Source organism: Erwinia sp. MYb416, assembly GCF_037479575.1.
Lineage (GTDB): Bacteria > Pseudomonadota > Gammaproteobacteria > Enterobacterales > Enterobacteriaceae > Erwinia > Erwinia rhapontici.
Genome location: NZ_JBBGYT010000438.1, coordinates 845,474 through 867,625 on the forward strand (window position 1 = coordinate 845,474; position 22,152 = coordinate 867,625).

14 protein-coding genes and 1 pseudogene are annotated in these 22,152 nt (G+C 53.4%); 8 read left to right on the forward strand and 7 right to left on the reverse strand.

Annotated features, from left to right (window positions below):
* Positions 1-57: 57 nt before the first annotated feature.
* The 7 genes from cmoM to WH277_RS13535 all read left to right on the forward strand — a co-directional run bounded on the left by cmoM (position 58) and on the right by WH277_RS13535 (position 10,750).
* Positions 58-846: a tRNA uridine 5-oxyacetic acid(34) methyltransferase CmoM gene (cmoM, locus tag WH277_RS13505; protein ID WP_133841027.1), complete on the forward strand. Its 789-nt coding sequence runs from the start codon at positions 58-60 to the stop codon at positions 844-846.
* Positions 839-2,161, forward strand: a complete 1,323-nt coding sequence (mukF, locus tag WH277_RS13510) for a chromosome partition protein MukF (protein ID WP_133841026.1) — start codon at positions 839-841, stop codon at positions 2,159-2,161. The genes cmoM and mukF overlap by 8 nt, the downstream gene beginning before the upstream one ends.
* Entirely contained in the window at positions 2,142-2,867 is a 726-nt protein-coding gene (gene mukE, locus WH277_RS13515; protein ID WP_133841025.1) for a chromosome partition protein MukE, read from the forward strand. The genes mukF and mukE overlap by 20 nt, the downstream gene beginning before the upstream one ends.
* Complete coding sequence (gene mukB, locus WH277_RS13520; protein ID WP_339505792.1) at positions 2,868-7,313, forward strand: chromosome partition protein MukB; 4,446 nt, start codon at positions 2,868-2,870, stop codon at positions 7,311-7,313.
* A gap of 175 nt (positions 7,314-7,488) precedes the next feature.
* Positions 7,489-9,342 carry a L,D-transpeptidase gene (gene ldtD, locus WH277_RS13525; RefSeq protein WP_133841023.1) on the forward strand — a complete coding sequence of 618 codons (1,854 nt, stop codon included), beginning with the start codon at positions 7,489-7,491 and terminating at the stop codon, positions 9,340-9,342.
* Positions 9,343-9,529: 187 nt separating this feature from the next.
* Positions 9,530-10,078 (forward strand): YcbK family protein, encoded by a 549-nt coding sequence (locus tag WH277_RS13530; RefSeq protein ID WP_133841022.1) that lies wholly within the window; start codon positions 9,530-9,532, stop codon positions 10,076-10,078.
* Between the two features lie 42 nt (positions 10,079-10,120).
* The gene (locus WH277_RS13535; RefSeq protein ID WP_133841021.1) at positions 10,121-10,750 is read left to right on the forward strand and encodes an MBL fold metallo-hydrolase; all 630 of its coding nucleotides are present in this window, start codon (positions 10,121-10,123) and stop codon (positions 10,748-10,750) included.
* 101 nt (positions 10,751-10,851) lie between these two features.
* On the opposite strand, the gene WH277_RS13540 is transcribed toward WH277_RS13535, so the two are convergent.
* The 4 genes from WH277_RS13540 to pncB form a co-directional block, all read right to left on the reverse strand.
* Entirely contained in the window at positions 10,852-12,042 is a 1,191-nt protein-coding gene (locus tag WH277_RS13540) for an amino acid aminotransferase (RefSeq protein WP_133841020.1), read from the reverse strand.
* Between the two features lie 189 nt (positions 12,043-12,231).
* The gene (gene ompC / locus WH277_RS13545) at positions 12,232-13,335 is read right to left on the reverse strand and encodes a porin OmpC (RefSeq protein WP_339505793.1); all 1,104 of its coding nucleotides are present in this window, start codon (positions 13,333-13,335) and stop codon (positions 12,232-12,234) included.
* 300 nt (positions 13,336-13,635) lie between these two features.
* Complete coding sequence (gene asnS / locus WH277_RS13550; protein ID WP_133841019.1) at positions 13,636-15,036, reverse strand: asparagine--tRNA ligase; 1,401 nt, start codon at positions 15,034-15,036, stop codon at positions 13,636-13,638.
* A 226-nt stretch (positions 15,037-15,262) separates the two neighbouring features.
* Complete coding sequence (gene pncB, locus WH277_RS13555) at positions 15,263-16,468, reverse strand: nicotinate phosphoribosyltransferase (RefSeq protein WP_159337126.1); 1,206 nt, start codon at positions 16,466-16,468, stop codon at positions 15,263-15,265.
* Between the two features lie 264 nt (positions 16,469-16,732).
* Between pncB and pepN the strand changes: the two genes are divergently transcribed.
* Positions 16,733-19,348 carry an aminopeptidase N gene (gene pepN, locus WH277_RS13560; RefSeq protein WP_167864853.1) on the forward strand — a complete coding sequence of 872 codons (2,616 nt, stop codon included), beginning with the start codon at positions 16,733-16,735 and terminating at the stop codon, positions 19,346-19,348.
* Between the two features lie 57 nt (positions 19,349-19,405).
* On the opposite strand, the pseudogene ssuB reads toward pepN, so the two are convergent.
* The 3 genes and pseudogenes from ssuB to ssuD form a co-directional block, all read right to left on the reverse strand.
* Positions 19,406-20,185, reverse strand: a pseudogene (gene ssuB / locus WH277_RS13565) (aliphatic sulfonates ABC transporter ATP-binding protein); the annotation flags it as partial.
* 14 nt (positions 20,186-20,199) lie between these two features.
* Positions 20,200-20,982, reverse strand: a complete 783-nt coding sequence (ssuC, locus tag WH277_RS13570; RefSeq protein WP_339455109.1) for an aliphatic sulfonate ABC transporter permease SsuC — start codon at positions 20,980-20,982, stop codon at positions 20,200-20,202.
* A gap of 9 nt (positions 20,983-20,991) precedes the next feature.
* Positions 20,992-22,137: an FMNH2-dependent alkanesulfonate monooxygenase gene (gene ssuD, locus WH277_RS13575; protein WP_133841014.1), complete on the reverse strand. Its 1,146-nt coding sequence runs from the start codon at positions 22,135-22,137 to the stop codon at positions 20,992-20,994.
* Positions 22,138-22,152: the final 15 nt, after the last annotated feature.

The following is a 22,152-nucleotide window of genomic DNA, read 5'->3' on the forward strand; positions in this document are numbered from 1 at the left end:
CGCTCGAAATAGCCGGGTAACCCCGTAGAATAAAGCCCTGAATGCCGGAGTCGTTGTATGCAGGATCGCAACTTTGATGATATCGCAGAAAAATTTTCTCAGAATATTTACGGTACCACCAAAGGCCGTATTCGCCAGGCCATTCTCTGGGAGGATCTTGATGCGTTGTTAACATCGTTCCCTGACGGTCCTTTATCGGTGCTGGATGCAGGGGGCGGAGAAGGGCAAACCGGCTGTGGCATTGCAGCCCGGGGTCATCAGGTGCTGCTTTGTGATGTCTCCGAAGAGATGTTGTCCCGTGCCCGCCGCCTCGCCGATGAAAAAGGTGTGAGCGGTAACATGCAATTCGAACAAATTAGCGCTCAGCAGGTCGGTCAACATTTGGATAAACCGGTTGATCTGGTATTGTTTCACGCGGTGCTGGAATGGGTGGCGGAACCTCAGCAGGTGCTGGCGGCGTTGTATGATGCACTGAAGCCTGGTGGTGTCCTGTCGCTCATGTTCTATAACCTCAATGGTTTGCTGATGCAGACGATGGTGCTCGGCAACTTCGGCTATTTACAAACGGGGTTGGCCAAACGTAAAAAGAAAACCTTGTCTCCGGACTACCCAAGGGATCCTGAACAGGTGTATGGCTGGCTACAAGAGTGTGGCTTTACGATTGAGCACAAAACCGGCATCCGCGTTTTTCACGACTACATGCGTGATAAAACCAAACAGATCGATCGTTTTGATGAGGTTCTGGCCCTGGAAAAGCAATACTGCCGCCAGGAGCCGTTTTTAAGTTTAGGGCGTTATATCCACGTTACAGCGCGGAAACCCATAAGGCAGACGAACTATGAGTGAATTTTCCCAGACTGTACCGGAGCTGGTAGCCTGGGCGCGAAAAAATGATTTTTCCGTCTCATTGCCAACCGAACGTCTGGCTTTTTTGCTGGCGATTGCCACCCTTAATGGGGAGCGCATGGATGGCGAAATGAGTGAAGGCGAACTGATTGATGCCTTCCGCCATGTCAGTGAAGGCTTCGAACAGACCAGCGAAACTGTCGTGGTACGTGCCAACAATGCCATTAACGATATGGTGCGCCAGCGCTTGCTCAATCGTTTTACCAGCGAACATGCAGAAGGTAATGCGATCTATCGTCTGACGCCGTTGGGCATCGGCATTACCGACTATTATATTCGCCAGCGTGAATTCTCCACCCTGCGTCTCTCTTTGCAGTTGTCGATCGTAGCGGGTGAGCTAAAACGTGCCGCCGATGCTGCTGATGAAGATGGCGACGAGTTTCACTGGCACCGCAACGTGTTCGCTCCGTTGAAATATTCGGTGGCAGAGATCTTCGACAGCATTGATATCACCCAGCGCATCATGGATGAACAACAACAGGGCGTTAAAGATGATATTGCTCAGTTACTCAACAAAGACTGGCGTGCGGCGATATCCAGCTGTGAACTGTTGCTGAACGAAACGTCCGGTACGCTGCGTGAACTTCAGGATACCCTGGAGGCTGCGGGCGATAAGCTACAGGCCAATCTGTTGCGCATCCAGGATGCCACGATGAATAGCCCCGATCTCGGCTTCGTCGACAAGCTGGTGTATGACCTGCAAAACAAGCTCGACCGCATTATCAGCTGGGGCCAGCAGGCGATTGACCTGTGGATCGGCTATGACCGCCACGTGCATAAATTTATCCGTACCGCGATTGATATGGATAAGAACCGCGTCTTTGCCCAACGTTTACGTCAGTCGGTACAGAATTACTTCGATCAGCCCTGGGCGCTGACCTATGCCAATGCTGACCGCCTGTACGATATGCGTGATGAAGAACTGACGCTGCGCAGTGAGGAAGTGACGGGTGAACTGCCTTCTGAACTGGAATACGAAGAGTTCAATGCTATCCGTGAACAGCTGGCGGCGATGATTGAAGAAGCACTGGCCATCTACAGGACACAGCAAAAGCCGCTGGATCTTGGGGCGGTGATTCGTGATTACCTGACACAATACCCGCGTGTACGTCACTTTGACGTGGCACGTATTGTCGTCGATCAGGCTGTACGCTTAGGCGTGGCCGAAGCAGATTTCTCTGGCCTGGCTGCAAAATGGCAGGCGATTAATGATTACGGAGCCAAGGTGCAGGCACATGTCATCGACAAATATTGAACAAGTGATGCCAGTTAAACTGGCGCAGGCACTGGCCAACCCGATTTTCCCGGCACTGGACAGCCAGTTACGCGCAGGGCGCCATATTGGTATTGAAGAGTTAGATCAACACGCCTTTCTGATGGACTACCAGGAATTTCTGGAAGAGTTCTATGCCCGTTACAACGTTGAACTGATCCGTGCGCCGGAAGGTTTTTTCTACCTGCGGCCACGTTCCACCACGCTGATCCCGCGTTCAGTGTTGTCCGAGCTGGATATGATGGTGGGTAAAATCTTATGTTATCTCTACCTCAGCCCGGAACGTCTGGCCAATGAAGGGATCTTTACCCAGCAAGAACTGCACGACGAGTTGATGTCGCTGGCCGATGAAAGCAAATTGCTGAAGCTGGTTAACCAGCGTTCTACCGGCTCAGACCTTGACCGCCAGAAACTTCAGGAGAAAATGCGCGCGTCGCTTAATCGCCTGCGTCGCCTGGGAATGGTGTGGTTTATGGGTAATGACAGCAGTAAATTCCGTATCACCGAATCCGTCTTCCGCTTTGGCGCCGATGTGCGCAGCGGTGACGATGCGCGTGAAGCGCAGCTGCGGATGATCCGCGACGGTGAGGCGATGCAGCTTGACGGTGGCCTGGCGCTGAATGATGAAAGCGAAGACGGTGAAAGTGACACTGAAAACAGTGTGCCGGACAGCGCGGAGGAAGAATAAATGATTGAACGTGGAAAGTTTCGCTCGCTGACGCTGATTAACTGGAACGGTTTTTTTGCCCGTACTTTTGACCTCGACGAATTGGTGACAACGCTGTCAGGTGGGAACGGTGCAGGTAAGTCGACCACGATGGCGGCATTTGTTACTGCGCTCATCCCCGATCTGACACTGCTGCATTTCCGTAACACTACTGAAGCCGGGGCAACCTCAGGTTCCCGTGATAAAGGCCTGCACGGCAAACTGCGCCCAGGCGTTTGTTACGCTGTGCTCGATGTGGTGAACTCGCTGCATCAGCGCGTGCTTGTTGGGGTCCGACTGCAACAGGTTGCCGGCCGTGACCGTAAAGTGGATATCAAACCTTTTAGTATTCATGGCCTACCGACCTCCATTAACCCGACCGAAATTCTGACTGAGACGGTGAATGCCCGTCAGGCGCGTGTGGTGCCAATCAGTGAACTGAAAGAGCGGTTTGAAGCGATGGAGAGTGTGCAGTTTAAACAGTACAACTCCATTACGGATTACCATTCTGTGATGTTTGACCTCGGTATTGTGGCGCGTCGTTTACGCTCTGCCGCTGACCGTAGCAAGTATTACCGCCTGATTGAAGCCTCGCTGTACGGGGGGATCTCCAGTGCGATCACGCGTTCCCTGCGAGATTACCTGCTGCCTGAAAACAGCGGAGTACGTAAAGCGTTCCAGGACATGGAAGCCGCGCTGCGTGAAAACCGCATGACGCTGGAAGCGATTCGCGTGACCCAGTCTGACCGCGATCTCTTTAAGCATCTGATCTCAGAAGCGACCAGCTACGTGGCGGCAGACTATATGCGTCATGCCAACGAGCGCCGTATCCATCTGGATGGTGCGATGCAGGTGCGTAATGATCTTTTCACCAGTCGTAAACAGTTATCCGCTGAGCAATATCGTCATATTGAGATGGCGCGGGAACTGAGTGAGCACAATGCCGCTGAAAGCGATCTGGAAACAGATTATCAGGGTGCCAGCGACCATCTCAATCTGGTTCAGACGGCACTGCGTCAGCAGGAAAAAATTGACCGCTACGATGCCGATCTCGAAGAGCTGACCTTCCGCCTCGAAGAGCAGAATGAGGTCGTCGCTGAAGCGCGTGAAGTGCATGAAGAAAATGAAGCGCGTAGCGAAAATGCTGAGCTGGAAGTGGATGAGCTGAAAAATCAGCTGGCTGATTACCAGCAGGCGCTGGATGTGCAGCAGACGCGCGCCATCCAGTATCAGCAGGCGTTGCAGGCACTTCAGCGTGCTCAGGAAATCTGCCAGATACGCGACCTCAGCGTGGATAACGCAGATGAATGGCAGGAAACCTTCCAGGCGAAAGAGCAGGAAGCGACCGACAAACTGCTGATGCTGGAACAAAAAATGAGTGTGGCGCAGGCCGCACACAGCCAGTTTGAGCAGGCGTTTGAACTGGTCAGTAAAATTGCCGGCCCGGTTAGCCGTAGCGAAGCCTGGCAGGTAGGGCGCGATCTGCTCCGTGATGCCAGCAACCAGCGTTATCATGCCGAACAACTACAGCCGCTGCGCAGCCGCCTGAGTGAACTGGCACAGCGTGTACGTGAACAGCAGGATGCCGAACGCCTGCTGAGTGACTTCTGCAAGCGACACGGTCAGCATGATGCCAGTGAGCTGGAGTCCTTACAGGCTGAACTGGAAGCACAGATTGAGCTGTTAAGCGAAAGCGTGGCGGACGCCGGTGAGCGCCGTATGACACTGCGCCAGGAGCTGGAGCAGCTCCGTGAACGCATTGCGCGTTTGACTAAACAAGCGCCGCAGTGGCTGGCCGCGCAGGAAATCCTCTCGCAGTTGAGTGAACAAACGGGCCAGGCGCTGGAAAACAGCCAGCAGGTCACCGAGTTTATGCAGCAACTGCTGGAGCGTGAGCGTGAAACCACGGTAGAACGTGATGAAGTCTCAGCCCGTAAGCGCGACATTGAGAAGCAGATTGAGCGTCTCAGCCAGCCGGGCGGGGCAGAAGACGCTCGCCTGAACAACCTCGCCGAACGTTTTGGTGGCGTGCTGCTGTCAGAAATTTATGATGATGTCACCATTGATGATGCGCCGTACTTCTCAGCATTGTATGGCCCGGCTCGTCATGCCATTGTGGTGCCTGACCTGTCACTGATCCGCGATCAGCTCGACGGTCTGGACGATTGCCCGGAAGATCTCTACCTGATCGAAGGGGATCCGCAGTCGTTTGATGACAGCGTATTTAATGTCGAAGAGCTGGAAAAAGCCGTCGTGGTGAAAGCGGGGGATCGCCAGTGGCGCTATTCTCGTTTCCCGAAAGTACCGCTGTTTGGTCGTGCTGCGCGTGAAAACCAGTTAGATGTGCTGCACGCTGAGCGCGAGGCGCTGGCCGAACGTTACGCTACGCTGTCATTTGATGTTCAGAAAACCCAGCGTCTGCATCAGTCCTTTAGCCGCTTTATCGGCAGCCACCTTGGCGTAGCGTTTGAGTCCGACCCTGAAGCAGAAATGCGCCTGCTCAATACCCGCCGTAACGAGGTGGAGCGTGCGCTGACGAATCATGAAAGCGAAAACCAGCAGCAGCGCCAGCAGTTCGAACAGGCGAAAGAGGGCGTTGCCCAGCTTAACCGTCTGTTGCCTCGCGTCAGCCTGCTGCTGGATGATACGTTAAAGGATCGTCATGAAGAGATTCAGGAAAAGCTGGATGAAGCGCAGGAAGCCGCGCGCTTTGTGCAGCAGCACGGTGCTCAACTGACGAAGCTGGAACCCATTCTCTCTGTCCTGCAGAGCGATCCTGAGCAGCATGACCAGTTAAAACTGGACTACCAGCAGGCGCAGCAGCAGCAGCGCGATGCGCGTCAGCAAGCCTTTGCCCTGACCGAAGTGGTTCAGCGTCGTGCGCACTTTGGCTACATTGATTCTGCAGGTATGCTCAACGGCACCAGCGACCTCAATGAGAAGCTGCGCCAGCGCCTTGAACAGGCGGAAGGTGAACGTACCCGCGCCCGTGAGCAGCTACGTCAGCATCAAACCCAGTTAGCGCAATACTCCCAGGTTCTGGCCTCGCTGAAAAGCTCCTATGACGCGAAACGCGACATGTTGAAGGAGCTTCAGCAGGAGATGCTCGATATCGGCGTGCAGGCGGATGCCTCCGCTGAAGAGCGGGCGCGGCTGCGTCGTGACGAACTCTACAGTGCCCTGAGCAACAACCGACTGCGTCGTAATCAGCTGGAAAAACAGCTGACCTTCTGTGAAGCCGAAATCGATGCGTTGCAGAAAAAACTACGCCGTCTGGAGCGCGAGTACCAGATAGGCCGTGAGCAGGTTGTGAGTGCGAAGGCGGGCTGGGTTGCGGTACTGCGACTGGTGAAAGACAATGGCGTTGAGCGCCGTCTGCACCGTCGTGAGCTGGCGTATCTCGGCGGTGACGAGCTGCGCTCCATGTCGGATAAGGCGTTAGGTGCGCTGCGTCTGGCGGTAGCGGATAACGAACATCTGCGCGACGTGCTGCGTCTGTCGGAGGATCCGAAGCGGCCGGAGCGTAAAATTCAGTTCTTCATTGCGGTTTATCAGCATCTGCGTGAGCGTATCCGTCAGGATATCATTCGCACCGATGATCCGGTCGAAGCCATTGAGCAGATGGAAATTGAGCTGAATCGCCTGACGGAAGAGCTGACTGCCCGTGAGCAGATGCTGGCCATCAGCTCGCGCAGCGTGTCGAACATTATTCGCAAAACGATTCAGCGCGAACAGAATCGTATTCGTCAGTTGAACCAGGGCTTGCAGGCCGTGAGTTTCGGGCAGGTGAAGAGTGTGCGTCTCAACGTTAACGTGCGGGAAGCTCACTCTACGCTGCTTGATGTGCTGTCTGAGCAGCATGAACAGCATCAGGATCTGTTTAAGAGCAATCGTCTGACCTTCTCCGAAGCACTGGCAAAACTCTACCAGCGCCTGAACCCACAAATCGATATGGGCCAGCGTACACCGCAGACCATTGGTGAGGAGCTGCTGGATTACCGCAACTATCTTGAGATGGAAGTGGAAGTTAACCGTGGCTCTGACGGCTGGTTGCGTGCAGAAAGTGGGGCGTTATCGACAGGGGAAGCGATTGGTACCGGTATGTCGATTCTGGTGATGGTGGTACAAAGCTGGGAGGAAGAGTCACGCCGTCTGCGCGGGAAAGATATCTCCCCTTGCCGTCTGCTGTTCCTTGATGAGGCCGCGCGTCTGGATGCAAAATCCATTGCCACCTTATTCGAGCTGTGTGACCGACTGGAGATGCAGCTGATTATCGCGGCACCGGAAAATATCAGCCCTGAAAAAGGCACCACTTACAAACTGGTTCGTAAGGTCTTCAATAATACTGAACATGTTCACGTTGTTGGGCTGCGTGGATTTGCTGCAGAACCGACGATAACGGCAAAAGATGTTGAGGCAGGAGCCTGATTCACGAAATCCTGTAAAAAATAATGGTACGCAGTGGTAAAATTTCTGTGTCCAGATTACTCTGCATAACGGCATTTGCAACGTAAGAGGCAAATGCCGTTTTCTGTTTCTATACTTATAACAACGACTAATTGCTGCGGGTTACTCATCCGGCAGTCTTAACAGGGAGCAAGGGATGTTGCTGCAGAAATCGTTTTCCACCCAGGTTGTTGCACTGGGTTGTAGTCTTTTGTGCTGGCTGGTGCCGGTGTCTTCTTCTGTGGCGGGAATTCCACCCGTCTCTGCTCCGATTGTGCAAAGTATCAGCGTCTCGCAGAGTGCATCGCATATCAGCGGCTTGTTCTCTCAGGGGATGGCGCCGTTCTATCTGAAAAACCTTGCACCGTTGTATGCCAGTCGTGGCATGCAGCCAATGTGGCAGGATGAGCAGGCGGTAAAACAGTTCCAGCAACAGCTGGCTGAGGTCGCGATTTCCGGTGTTCAGCCGCAGTTCTCCCACTGGGTAAAACAGCTGACGGATCCGAATATTACTGGCATGGCACGTGATGTGGTGTTGTCTGATGCCATGTTGGGTTATCTGCAGTTTACTTCTGGCGTTCCCAGCAAAGGGGAAACCTGGCTGTACAGCAATGTACCTTATAAGATGGAGGCCCCGTCTGTCGCGGTGATTAATCTGTGGCAAAACGCGGTAGTTCAGAATCGTCTCAATGGTTTTGTTCTCTCACTGGCCCCGCAGCATCCGCAGTATGTGCGTATGCATCAGGCATTAAAAACGCTGCTGGCAGAAAACCGTCCCTGGCCACAGCTGGTTGATAAGCAGACCCTGCGTCCTGGCCAGATCAGCAATGATGTGCCTGTGCTGCGCGATATTCTTAAACGTACCGGCATGATGTCGGCAGACAGCGAGCCACCAAAACCCACGGAAGAAGTGGTGGGCCCTATTGATGCGCCGTTGGTGCATGATGATGATAATGCCCAGCCTGATGCCCCTGTGCAGGCGAACGTTGATAACAATGTCGTCGTCAGCCCGTCTGCAATGCCGTCAGAAAATAATCCTCAGACTGCCGTTCCTCAGAATGTCGGTAATGTGCAGGGAACTGCCGCACCTATCAATGCTGATAATGTTTATACTCCGGACCTGGTCGCCGCACTGAAACGCTTCCAGACCTGGCAGGGGTTAGAGGCCGATGGTGCGATAGGTGCTCGCACCCGCGAATGGTTAAATGTTTCCCCACAACGTCGTGCATCGCTGCTGGCATTGAATATCCAGCGTCTGCGACTGCTGCCGGATGATATGCATAACGGCATTATGGTGAACATTCCTAATTACTCACTGGCCTACTATGTCAACGGTAATGAAATTCTCTCTTCCCGAGTGATTGTCGGCCGCCCTGACCGTAAAACGCCGTTGATGCGCAGCGCGCTGAATAACGTTGTCCTCAACCCGCCGTGGAATGTGCCCACCACCTTAGTGCGCAAGGATATTGTGCCGAAGGTCAAACAGGACCCGATGTACCTGTATAAGCACAATTATACGTTACTGTCGGGTTGGAGCAGTGATGCTCAGGTGGTTGATCCTTCGATGATTGACTGGAGCATGGTTTCTGCCGCTTCGTTCCCGTACCGCATTCGTCAGGCACCGGGCCCGACGAATTCACTGGGGCGCTATAAATTCAACATGCCGAGTTCGGATGCGATCTACCTGCACGACACACCAAATCACGGTCTTTTCCAGAAAGATATTCGTGCTCTCAGTTCTGGCTGTGTACGTGTGAACCGGGCATCCGATCTGGCTAATTTGTTGCTGCAGGATGTGGGCTGGAACGACACGCGGATTTCCAGCACCTTGAAAGAGGGGGATACACGCTATGTGTCCATCCGTCATCGTATCCCGGTTAACCTCTATTATCTGACCGCCTGGGTGGCAGATGATGGCCAGCCGCAATTTCGTACAGATATTTACAATTATGACAATACGGCACGTTCTGGTGCGCAGGTGCTAACGCAGGCTGGTCAATTATTGCTCTAATGATTGATTAATCAGCAGTTCCCGTGCAGGGAATAGTTATGCTAAAAAGCCGGTGTAAAGGGTGTGATGCCAATCTTTGCGCCGGTTTTACTTTTGTTGGGTTGACGTAGGTATTCTCCCCCGGTAAGGTTCAAAACGGTGTAATTAGTGCACTGTTCCGAATTCTTTAGCTGGGTAATACTGATTCATGGATAAATTCGACTCTCATCGCCGTAAGTGGCTGACGTTAGGCGGCGCGGCGCTCGGTGTGGCATTGCTCCCCGGGCAGGCCTTCGCCTCGCTTTCAACTTCCCGCCCGCGTGTATTAACGCTTAATAATCTCAATACCGGCGAAAACCTTAAAACGGAATTTTTTAACGGTAAAAGCTATGACAAGGATGAACTGGCACGACTGAATCATTTCTTCCGTGACTACCGGGCCAATAAAAGTAAAAGCATCGATCCCCATCTTTTTGACCAACTCTTCCGTCTGCAATCGCTGCTCGATAGTCGTAAACCGGTGCAGCTAATCTCTGGCTACCGTTCTCTCGGCACCAATAACTCATTACGGTCGCATACCCGCGGTGTAGCGAAACATAGCTACCACACGCTGGGGCAGGCGATGGATTTCCACATTGAAGGAATTTCGTTAAGCAATATACGCAAAGCCGCACTTTCGCTGCGGGCGGGTGGTGTAGGATACTACCCAAGTAGTAACTTTGTGCATATTGATACCGGGCCGGTTCGGAACTGGTAAAACGAAATTCCGGCACCCTGTGGTGACCGGTAACGGAGAGTTATGGACTATCATATTATCCCGGTCACTGCGTTCTCGCAGAATTGTTCGGTGATCTGGTGTACGGAATCAAATGAAGCTGCGCTGGTGGATCCGGGTGGCGACGCAGAGACAATTAAACGTGAAGTGGCTGCGCTGGGTGTTAACCTGACCCAAATACTGCTGACGCACGGTCACCTTGACCATGTCGGTGCCGCTGCTGAACTGGCCGCACATTATTCTCTACCGATTGTAGGGCCACATAAAGCCGATAAATTCTGGCTTGATAGCCTGCCGACACAAAGCCAGATGTTTGGTTTTGCCGAATGTCCTCCCCTGGTCCCCGATCGCTGGCTGGAAGAGGGTGAGACTGTGCAGGTAGGGCAGACCTCTCTGGAAGTGCTGCTTTGCCCGGGGCATACGCCGGGACACATTGTGTTCTTTGACCGTGCAGGGCGCCTGCTGGTCTCTGGCGATGTGATTTTCAGTGGCGGGGTAGGACGATCTGATTTCCCCCAGGGCAGCCACAGCGACCTGATAGCCTCTATTCATAACAAACTGTTGCCACTGGGGGATGACGTCACCTTCATTCCAGGCCACGGACCGATATCGACGCTGGGGCGTGAACGAATCAGTAACCCGTTCCTGCAATAAACGCATCTCGGCATTGGTGCCATAAAAAAAGCCTGCTTAAGCAGGCTTTTTTGATCGCGATAAAGCTCAGCGGTGGGGCAACGAAAGATTCACTGGCTAAATTACAAAACCGCGACGATGGCTTCACACAGTGGAGACATATTGTCAGGTGTCATCCCCGCCACGTTCACACGGCCTGAATTTACCGCGTAGACGCCAAACTCATCTCGCAGGCGCACAACCTGATCTTTCGTCAGGCCGCTGAATGAAAACATCCCATTCTGATCGATGATAAAGCTGAAATCGCCTTTCGCGCCTTTCTCTTGCAGGGTATTCACAAACAGCTGACGCATACGCTGAATACGCTCGCGCATGCTGGTCAGCTCCTGCTCCCACAAGGCACGCAGCGCGCTGTTGCCGAGAATGGTGGCGACGACGGCTGCACCGTGTGCGGGGGGGTTGGAGTAGTTGGCACGAATGGTGGCTTTCACCTGACTGAAGGCGGTATCCACGATGGCTGCATCAGCAGCGACCAGCGTGAAAGCACCGACGCGCTCATTGTAGAGGCCGAAGTTTTTAGAGTACGAGCTGCATACAATCAGTTCCTGATGGCTGGCAGCAAACGCACGCAGGCCTTCGGCATCTTCTTCCAGACCACGGGCAAAGCCCTGATAGGCAAAGTCGAACAGTGGCAACCAGCCTTTCGCCAGTGACAGTTCAGCCAGCTGGGCCCACTGAGCGGCCGTTGGGTCAATGCCGGTTGGGTTGTGGCAGCAGCCATGGAACAGCACGATATCACCCGCCTGTGCGGCGCTCAGGCTGTTTAACAAGCCGTCAAAGTCCAGCGCATGCTGTGCAGCGTCATAATAATCGTATTCGCACACTTCCAGGCCGGCAGCGGCAAAGACATTTTTGTGGTTTGGCCAGCTTGGGTTGCTCACCCAGATACGTTTAGCGCTGGTCTGGGTGGCGATGAAATCGGCTGCTACGCGCAGTGCGCCAGTGCCGCCAGGCGTCTGTGCGGTACGTGCACGATGGTTGCTGATAAGGGCGCTGTCTGCTCCGAACAACAGCTCCTGGGTGCAGCGGCCAAAATCGGCGATACCATCAATGCTGAGATAGTTTTTGGTGGTTTCGTTTTCCAGCAGATACTGTTCAGCTTTTTTCACGCTGGTCAGTACCGGCGTTTTGCCGGTTTCATCTTTATACACGCCAATACCGAGGTTGATCTTATTTGTGCGGTCATCAGCGCGGAACAGATCGGCTAAACCAAGAATAGGGTCGGCGGGTGCAGCTGCAATACGTTCAAACATAGTCGAAGTCCGTTAGCTTAGTCTAAAGCGAAGTGAGGACTCAGGTTACCGCCACAAGTGGCAAATTACCAACCGTTTGCATCAAAAAAACAGCAGAAAGCGAGTGGGGAAGGGAGAAAAACAAAAAAGGGGCCGAAGCCCCTTTTTGATGCACTTTTAATCGCGACAGAAGTCGCGATTAAATGGCAATTAGAACTGGTACACCAAGCCAACACCCACGGTGTTGTCAGTGTTCACACCCAGGTTACGGGTGTCATCAGTTGCGTCAACCAAGTTAATTTTGTAATCAACATAGGTAGACATGTTTTTGTTGAAGTAGTAGTAAGAACCTACAGAGATGTATTTGTACAGATCTACATCGCCAATACCTTCAACATTTTTAGCTTTATCCTGCACATATGCCAGGGATGGACGCAAGCCGAAATCGAACTGGTACTGAGCTACTGCTTCGAATTTCTGCTCTTTGTTTACTGCGCCTTCAGCATCAACACCGTTCAGGGTGCCAGAAATCCAAGTAGAGTTACGAGTTTCACCGTACATTGCTGCCAGGTATACGTTGTTCGCATCGTATTTAACCGCAGTAGACCATGCTTCTGCTGATTTGCTGCCGTTAGCAAAGGCAGCAGCCTGCTGGCCATCGGTACGGTCAGACTTGGTGTAAGCACCTGTTACCGCAACGCCAACTGGAGAGGTATAGGTTACAGAAGTACCCCAGCCGTCGCCGTTTGCATCAGCTGCGTCACGACCGTTAGCGCTGTCTTCGTTTTTTCCCTGATATTGCAGAGCGAAGTCCAGGCCATCAACCAGACCGAAGAAGTTGCTATTACGGTAAGTTGCCAGACCGTTAGAACGACCAACCATGAAGTTGTCAGAGATACCGGTGTCGCCACCGAATACTGGCAGCACGTCGGTCCATGCCAGTGGATCGTAGCCTACACCGTAGTTACGGCCGTAGTCGAATGAACCGAACTCACCGAATTTCAGACCGGCGAAGCCAACGCGAGTTTTAGAGCCTTCGGTGCCCTGGTTTTCTGCAACGTTAGCCTGGATGTTGTATTCCCACTGGCCGTAACCGGTCAGTTGGTCGTTAATCTGAGTTTCGCCTTTGAAGCCGAAACGAACATAAGAAGCATCACCATCAGCACCGTTGCTGTTAGTGAAAGTGTGGCGCGCATCAACTTTACCGTACAGGTCCAGTTTGTTGCCATCTTTGTTATAGATTTCTGCTGCGTTAGCGGCACCAGCAGCCAACAGTGCTGGGATCACTACTGCAAGAATGTTGCGCTTCATCATTTTGTTATTACCCTCATTGGAGTTATTTGGACACCTGCCACTGCCGTCAATAATTCTTTACAGAACCACGATGAGAGTTTGGTGTCTTCCTGTGTCTGCACGCATCTTTCCATTCGCAGCCTGGTTAATCTAGCCCGAAAATGCTACTAATCTCTTATTCTGGTAACAAAGAGAAAATATGTATTACAAAATGTAAAATTTACGGAACTTTGTGAACCAACTCTAAATTTACAAAAATAAAAAAAGGTCAGCGAGGCTGACCTTAGTATATATATGAATTTCTTATATTTAATGCAGAAATCAGAACGTCGCGTTGCGTGGGGTACGTGGGAAGGCGATAACATCCCTTACATTTTGTACACCGGTGACATAGGCGATTAATCGTTCGAAACCTAATCCGAAACCTGAATGTGGGACCGTACCGTAACGACGCAGGTCGCGGTACCACCAGTAATCTTCTTTATTCAGGCCCATTTCGGCCAGACGCGCATCCAGCACATCCAGACGCTCTTCACGCTGAGAACCCCCGATGATTTCACCAATTCCTGGTGCCAGAACATCCATCGCGGCAACGGTTTTGCCATCGTCGTTTAAACGCATATAGAAAGCTTTGATATCTTTCGGGTAGTTCTTCACCACCACCGGTGCTTTAAAGTGTTTCTCTGCCAGATAACGTTCGTGCTCAGAGGAGAGGTCAATACCCCAGGATACGGCGTTTTCAAACGTCTGGCCTGACGCCAGCAGGATCTCAACGGCTTCGGTGTAATCCACCTGCGCGAAATCGGTAGTCACAAAACGCTCGAGGCGCGAAATGGCATCTTTGTCTACGCGCTCGGCGAAGAAGGCCATATCATCAGCGCGCTCTTCAAGTACCGCTTTAAACGCGTACTTCAGCATGGCTTCCGCCAGGGCAGCGTTATCTTCCAGGTTGGCGAAGGCCATTTCCGGCTCCAGCATCCAGAATTCCGCCAGGTGACGGCTGGTGTGGGAGTTTTCCGCACGGAAGGTTGGGCCAAAGGTGTAGATTTTGGAAATCGCGCTGGCATAGGTCTCGCCATTAAGCTGACCTGATACGGTCAGAAACGCTTCTTTGCCGAAGAAATCTTCGTCGTAATTAACTTTACCTTCCGGCGTGCGCGGCAGATTTTCCAGATCGAGCGTCGATACACGGAACATTTCACCCGCGCCTTCGGTATCGGACGCGGTAATCAGCGGCGTGGACACCCAGAAGAAGCCCTGCTCATCGAAGAAACGGTGCAGTGCCTGTGCCAGCGTATGGCGCACACGGGCGACGGCGCCAATCAGATTGGTACGCGGGCGCAAGTGGGCCACTTCACGCAGATATTCAATGCTGTGGCGCTTAGCAGCCATTGGGTAGGTATCCGGATCATCAACCCAGCCGATGACTTCCACGTGGGTGGCCTGAATTTCAAAACTCTGACCTTCACCCGGAGATTCAACCACTTTGCCGGTAATAACCACCGAACAGCCGGTAGTCAGGCGCAATACTTCTTCCTGATAATTATTCAGAGAATTATTAACGACAGCCTGAACGGGATTAAAGCAGGAACCGTCATAAACGGCGATAAAGGAAATACCGGCTTTTGAATCTCTTCGTGTACGCACCCAACCACGTACGGTGACTTCGCTGTCAACCGCGACCCGGCCGTGCAGTACATCCGCTACAGGCACAACGCTCATATAAGTCTCTCACTATTAATCTGAATGAATTACCCCGAATTTAGGGTCTTGCTATGTTACTTGCCGGGCGATGATAAACAAGCGAAATTCCGGCAATAAAGGCAGATTTCTTTAGAAGAAGAGGGAATCTGGGGCCGACACGTGTGCCGACCCCTGAGGTATTCCTATAAATTAAGACAGGCATAAAGCGGAGTGGCCGACCTTCTGTTTCGGTCGGCCAGTGATGCTAGCTGGCTTTTTTGACCAGCGGCAGGTCGAAGGCTTTGCGCAGGGCGCGAACAAAGGCTTTATCCTGGCAAATGGTTTTACCCGGACTGTCCGACAGTTTAGCAACGGGTTTGCCGTTACACTCCACCAGCTTAATCACGATATTAAGCGGTTTAACCTGAGGAATATCGCAGGTCAGGCGGGTACCAATGCCGAAAATAACATTAATACGCTGACCGAAATGGCGGTAAAGCTCCACCGCTTTTTCCAGATCGAGGTTATCAGAAAATACCAGCGTTTTACTTAGCGGGTCGATACCCAGCTGTTGATAATGTGCGATGGCTTTTTCACCCCATTCCAGCGGATCGCCAGAGTCGTGGCGCAGTCCTTGATAAGCGCTGGCAAACTCAAGGCCGAAATCACGCAGGAAGGCATCCATAGTAATACAGTCTGTCAGGGCAATACCTAACTGGTCCGGGTACTCTTCAAGCCAGGATTGCAGTGCGGCGCGCTGGCAGTTAGCCAGCACCGGGCTAAGCTGCTGGTGGGCCTGGAACCACTCGTGTGCCTGGGTGCCCACCGGCATGATATCCAGCTGACGTGCCATCTCGTAATTACTGGAGCCAACCAGCCACGGGAAATCCTGTTTCAGCGTACTGACGATCGCCAGCTGAACATCGTGTGAGAAACGGCGACGCGTGCCGAAATCCATCAAACGAAAACGCGACATATCGAGATCGGCGGTCAGCGCTTTAAACTGTGCCAGTTTACTCTTCAACTGACTCACAGCCATTTCCGGCGTGACCTGCGGTGAACGATGGCGATGCACCACTTCGCTGATCAGCGCCAGCAGCGGCACTTCCCACATGATCACTTCACGCCACGGCCCGCTGATGCGGATATCCAGTTTTCCCTGGTGATTGCGCACGCGAACCTGAGCGGGGTCATAGCGGTAACTGCGCAGCCAGTTGAGGTAATCCGGGGTGAAAAAAGGCAGGCCAGAGAGATAAGTGAATTCATCTTCGGTCAGCGTTAATGCGGACATGGTTTCGATTTGTTGCTGTATTTCATCAACATAAATACCCAGCATGTCGTCACCCCGGCAGCGAAACTCGGCGGCCACAGTCACATCGTAATAACGATGGAATACCGCCTGCTGCATATGGAGTTTGTAGGCATCGGTATCGAGCAGCGTAGTCAAAATCGGGGAAGCGTGTCGTGTCATGGTGCGTTTCAGCATCCTCTGGCGAAGAGCGTTATCCCTGGTTCAAATGAAGAAAAAGTCGCAGGAGTATAACCCGAATAGATATTTAGTGAACCCAATCACAGCACAATTCAGGCTGAGAGGTCGAGGTAAATACGTGCGATTGTTAATGAAATGTCTTCTTTTATGGCAAAGGCCGCAATTGGCAGTGATTCAACGTGGCAACCTGGTGATAACAGGAATAGACTTGAAAAGGTTAACTAATTATCGACGTGAGAAGGACTTATGACGCAACTGCCACAAGCCAAAAATCGCCATGATTATCGTGCGCCTGACTACACTATTACCGACATTGATTTGACGTTTAATCTTGATGCCAGTACCACCCAGGTCACCGCCGTCAGCCAGATTAAACGGTTGGGAGCCAGTGGCGCCGAATTGCGCCTGGATGGCGAAGACCTGACGCTGATCTCGTTACATGTCGACGATCAGCCCTGGCCGCACTATCGGCAGGAAGAAGGGGCACTGGTGTTACAACAGCTGCCTGAGTCCTTCACGTTAAAAATCGTCAATGACATTCATCCGGATAAAAACACCGCGCTTGAAGGTCTGTACAAATCAGGCGAAGCACTATGTACCCAGTGTGAAGCGGAAGGTTTCCGCCATATTACCTGGTATCTCGACCGTCCCGACGTGCTGGCGCGTTTTACCACCACCATTATTGCAGAGCAGAAGCACTATCCCTTCCTGCTTTCAAATGGTAATCGCGTTGATGCCGGGCATATGGAAGATGGCCGCCACTGGGTTAAGTGGCAGGATCCATTCCCGAAACCTTGTTACCTGTTTGCCGTGGTGGCCGGTGATTTCGACGTGCTGCGCGACAGCTTCACCACCCGTTCCGGCCGTGATGTCGCGTTGGAAATCTTCGTTGATCGGGGCAACCTTGACCGTGCTGACTGGGCGATGACCTCGCTGAAAAACAGTATGAAGTGGGATGAAGAGCGTTTCGGCCTGGAGTACGATCTCGATATCTTTATGATTGTCGCCGTCGACTTCTTCAATATGGGGGCGATGGAGAATAAAGGGCTGAATGTCTTTAACTCCAAATACGTGCTGGCCAAAGCGGAAACCGCCACCGATAAAGACTATCTCGGGATTGAGGCGGTTATCGGTCATGAATACTTCCACAACTGGACCGGTAACCGCGTCACCTGCCGCGACTGGTTCCAGCTCAGTTTGAAAGAGGGACTGACGGTGTTCCGCGATCAGGAGTTCAGTTCTGACCTCGGTTCGCGTGCGGTCAACCGCATTGATAACGTGCGTGTGATGCGCGGTTCACAGTTTGCTGAAGATGCCAGCCCGATGGCGCACCCGATCCGCCCTGAGCAGGTGATCGAGATGAACAACTTCTACACCCTGACGGTGTATGAGAAGGGGTCTGAAGTGATCCGCATGTTGCACACCTTGCTTGGCGAAGAAAACTTCCAGAAAGGCATGCAGCTCTACTTCGAGCGCCATGATGGCAGTGCAGCGACCTGTGATGACTTTGTTCAGGCGATGGAGGATGCTTCCAATGTTGACCTGTCACAGTTCCGCCGCTGGTACAGCCAGTCGGGTACGCCCGTGTTGTCCATCCGTGATGACTACAATCCTGAGCTGGAACAGTACACGTTGCACGTGACACAGATGACGCCGCCAACCGCCGATCAGAAAGAGAAGCTGCCGCTGCATATCCCGCTGGATATTGAACTGTACGATGGGGAGGGGCAGGTCATTCCGTTACAGCACAATGGCCATCCGGTGCATCATGTACTCAATGTCACCGAGTCTTTCCAGACCTTCGTCTTTGATAAGGTTTACTTCCAGCCTGTGCCTTCCCTGCTGCGTGAATTCTCTGCGCCGGTGAAACTGGACTACAACTGGAGCGATGCGCAGTTAACCTTCCTGATGCAGCACGCACGCAATGATTTTGCCCGCTGGGATGCGGCACAAAGTCTGATGGCGAACTACATCAAAATTAACGTGGCCCGCCAGCAGCAGGGGCAACCGCTGTCGCTACCCTTGCACGTTGCGGATGCCTTCCGTGCGGTGTTGCTCTCTGAGTCCAGCGATCCTGCCCTGATGGCGTTGATACTGTCGCTGCCGGGTGAGAATGAGATTGCCGAGCTGTTCGACATCATTGACCCGCAGGCAAATGCTGTTGTGCGTGAGGCGCTGGTTCGCACGCTGGCAACCGAGCTGGAAGATGAGCTGCTGGCGGTGTATTACGCCAGCCAGACCCCGGAGTATCGCATTGAACACGCGGATATCGGCAAGCGGTCGTTGAAAAATGTCTGCCTGAGTTACCTGGCCTTTGCGGATGTACCGCAAGCCGATAAGCTGGTCAGCGCACAGTATCACCATGCTAATAACATGACGGATACCGTGGCGGCTCTGTCGGCTGCCATGGCCGCACAGCTTCCTTGCCGTACGGCGCTGTTCGCTGATTTCGATGAGCGCTGGCATCAGGATGGTCTGGTCATGGATAAGTGGTTTGCCCTGCAGGCGACCAGTCCGGCAGCGGATGTGCTGGCACAGGTACGAGTACTGTTGAGCCACCGTTCGTTTACCCTGAGTAATCCGAACCGTATCCGCTCGTTGATTGGTGCATTCGCTTCGGCGAATCCGTCCGCATTCCATGCGGCAGACGGTAGCGGTTATCAGTTCCTGACGGAGATCCTTAGCGATCTGAATACCCGTAACCCACAGGTCGCGGCACGCATGATTGAGCCGTTGATTCGTCTCAAGCGTTATGATGCAGGCCGTCAGGCGCTGATGCGCCAGGCTCTGGAGCAGTTGAAAGGGCTGGATAAGCTGTCAGGCGATCTGTTCGAGAAGATCACCAAGGCACTGAACGCCTGATAAAAGCGGTCAGTGATAAACAAAAAAATGGGCGATATCTTCGCCCATTTTTATTTTTTAGCCATGTGCATAATGGCGGTCCTGTTGGACGGGTGAACGTTTCATCACGCGGTCGAGCACTTCCGCTTCCAGTTCCGCCAGTTTGACCGAGCCTTTACGGCGTGGACGTGGCAGCTCAACCAGCAGGTCCAGTCCGATATTCCCTTCTTCAATCAGCAGAACCCGGTCAGCCATTGCTACCGCTTCACTGACATCATGGGTCACCAGCAACACGGTAAAGTGATGCTGTTGCCAAAGCGATTCAATCAGATCCTGCATCTCAATACGGGTTAAGGCATCCAGCGCACCGAGTGGCTCATCCAGCAGCAGCAAGCCCGGGCGATGAATCAGGGCTCGCGCCAATGCCACGCGTTGTTTTTGCCCGCCGGACAACGCAGCAGGCCACTCTTTGGCACGATCTGCCAGACCAACGGCATCCAGCGCCGCCAGCGCCTGTTCTTTCCAGGCTTTGCCTTTCAGGCCAAGGCCAACGTTATCGATCACGCTTTTCCACGGCAGCAGGCGCGCATCCTGGAACATCAGACGAATATCTTCCCGTGCTTCATTCAGTGATGCACTGCCGGCCAGCAGCTCGCCACTGCTGGCTTTCTCCAGCCCGGCCAGCAGTCGTAACAGGGTGCTTTTACCGCAGCCACTGCGGCCCACCACGGCGACAAACTGGCCCGAGGGAATATGCAGGTTGATGTTATTCAGTACTGTGCGCTGGTTATATTGCTTGCTGACACCATTGATCACCAGCGGCGTACCGGCATTAAGACGCGCCGGAGACGTGTTTAATTAGCTCATGCGTTTTACTCTTTTAGTTGATACGCTGGATGCCAGCGCAGCCAGACACGCTCCAGCAGTTGAGCGCTGACGTCAGCCAGTTTGCCCAGCAGGGCATAAAGAATAATCGCCACCACCACCACATCGGTTTGCAAAAACTCGCGGGCATTCATGGCGAGGTAGCCGATGCCGGAGTTGGCTGAAATGGTTTCGGCAACGATCAGGGTCAGCCACATCAGGCCCAGCGCAAAACGCACGCCGACCATAATGGAGGGCAGGGCGCCAGGCAACACCACCTGGATAAACAGACTCCAGCCAGACAGACCATAACTGCGTGCCATCTCCACCAGCCCGCGATCGATATTACGGATACCATGGTAGGTATTCAGGTAAATCGGGAACAGCGTCCCCAGCGCAACCAGAAAGATTTTGGCCGATTCATCAATTCCGAACCACAGGATCACCAGCGGGATCAGCGCCAGATGGGGGACGTTGCGCAGCATCTGCACGGAGGTATCGAGCAGGCGCTCACCCAGACGTGACATTCCGGTGATTAACCCCAGTATCAGACCAATCGATCCACCGATGCTGAAACCAATCGCCGCACGCCAGCTACTGATCGCCAGATGTTGCCATAGCTCACCGCTGGCAGACAGCTTCCAGAAGGTCACCACAATGGCTTCCGGTGACGGCAAAATGCGCGTTGAAAGCCAGCCCATTTGTGAGGCTAACTGCCATACCGCCACCAGCAGGATCGGCAGCGCCCAGGGCAGCAGGCCATTGCCGATACGATTAAGGGTCTTACTCATTCTCCACCTCTAACTTTGCGATACTTTTTGTGGGGCAAAATCATGCGCAACATGTTCCCCGTGCGCCTGAACGACCTGCGGTTGCGGGATCGAAGGGACATTAAGATCCAGATGTGGGAACAGCAGTTCGCCCACGCGATATGCTTCTTCCAGGTGCGGATAGCCGGAAAGAATAAAGGTCTCAATGCCGAGATCGGCATATTCCTGCATACGGGCTGCCACCGTCGGGCCATCGCCCACTAAAGCGGTTCCGGCACCGCCACGCACCAGGCCCACACCTGCCCACAGATTCGGGCTGATCTCAAGCTGGTCACGTTTGCCACCGTGCAGGGCAGCCATTCGCTGTTGGCCAACAGAATCTGTTTTCGCCAGTGCGGCCTGCGCTTTGGCAATGGTCGCATCATCAAGATGCGAGATCAGACGGTCAGCGGCCTGCCATGCCTCTTCATTGGTTTCACGCACAATCACATGCAGACGAATACCAAAACGCACTTTACGCCCTAATGCGGCGGCTTTCGCCTGTACCTGAGCAATTTTTTCTTTGACCTGCTCAGGCGGTTCCCCCCAGGTCAGATAGACATCAACCTGTTCGGCAGCCAGATCCTGCGCGACATCAGACGACCCGCCAAACCACAGTGGCGGACGGGGCTGCTGAACCGGCTTAAACATCAGACGCGCGCCACGCACATGAACATGTTTCCCTTCGTAATCAACCGTCTCGCCTTCCAGCACGCGGCGCCATACGCGGGTAAACTCGGCAGACTCTGCATAGCGCTCACGGTGATCGAGGAACACGCCATCTCCCGCCAGCTCTTCCGCATCGCCACCGGTGACCAGATTAAACAGTGCGCGGCCGTTAGAGAGGCGGTCGAGCGTGGCTGCCTGACGGGCAGCCTGCGTGGGCGAGATCACGCCGGGGCGCAGTGCCACCAGGAAGCGCAGACGCTGGGTGACCGGGATCAGCGAGGCGGCAACCAGCCAGGCATCTTCACAGGAGCGGCCGGTCGGGATTAGCACTCCGCCAAATCCCAGGCGATCGGCAGCCTGCGCGATTTGTTGCAGGTAAGCATGATCCACCGGGCGGGCACCTTCGTTGGTACCCAAATATTTCCCATCACCGTGAGTGGGAAGAAACCAGAATACGGAGAGACTCATTATGTTATTCCTCAA

Coding starts and splice junctions, on each gene's coding strand:
- cmoM (WP_133841027.1), top strand. CDS start 58: ATGCAGGATCGCAACTTTGATGATATCGCAGAAAAATTTTCTCAGAAT.
- mukF (WP_133841026.1), top strand. CDS start 839: ATGAGTGAATTTTCCCAGACTGTACCGGAGCTGGTAGCCTGGGCGCGA.
- mukE (WP_133841025.1), top strand. CDS start 2,142: ATGTCATCGACAAATATTGAACAAGTGATGCCAGTTAAACTGGCGCAG.
- mukB (WP_339505792.1), top strand. CDS start 2,868: ATGATTGAACGTGGAAAGTTTCGCTCGCTGACGCTGATTAACTGGAAC.
- ldtD (WP_133841023.1), top strand. CDS start 7,489: ATGTTGCTGCAGAAATCGTTTTCCACCCAGGTTGTTGCACTGGGTTGT.
- WH277_RS13530 (WP_133841022.1), top strand. CDS start 9,530: ATGGATAAATTCGACTCTCATCGCCGTAAGTGGCTGACGTTAGGCGGC.
- WH277_RS13535 (WP_133841021.1), top strand. CDS start 10,121: ATGGACTATCATATTATCCCGGTCACTGCGTTCTCGCAGAATTGTTCG.
- WH277_RS13540 (WP_133841020.1), bottom strand. CDS start 12,042: ATGTTTGAACGTATTGCAGCTGCACCCGCCGACCCTATTCTTGGTTTA.
- ompC (WP_339505793.1), bottom strand. CDS start 13,335: ATGATGAAGCGCAACATTCTTGCAGTAGTGATCCCAGCACTGTTGGCT.
- asnS (WP_133841019.1), bottom strand. CDS start 15,036: ATGAGCGTTGTGCCTGTAGCGGATGTACTGCACGGCCGGGTCGCGGTT.
- pncB (WP_159337126.1), bottom strand. CDS start 16,468: ATGACACGACACGCTTCCCCGATTTTGACTACGCTGCTCGATACCGAT.
- pepN (WP_167864853.1), top strand. CDS start 16,733: ATGACGCAACTGCCACAAGCCAAAAATCGCCATGATTATCGTGCGCCT.
- ssuC (WP_339455109.1), bottom strand. CDS start 20,982: ATGAGTAAGACCCTTAATCGTATCGGCAATGGCCTGCTGCCCTGGGCG.
- ssuD (WP_133841014.1), bottom strand. CDS start 22,137: ATGAGTCTCTCCGTATTCTGGTTTCTTCCCACTCACGGTGATGGGAAA.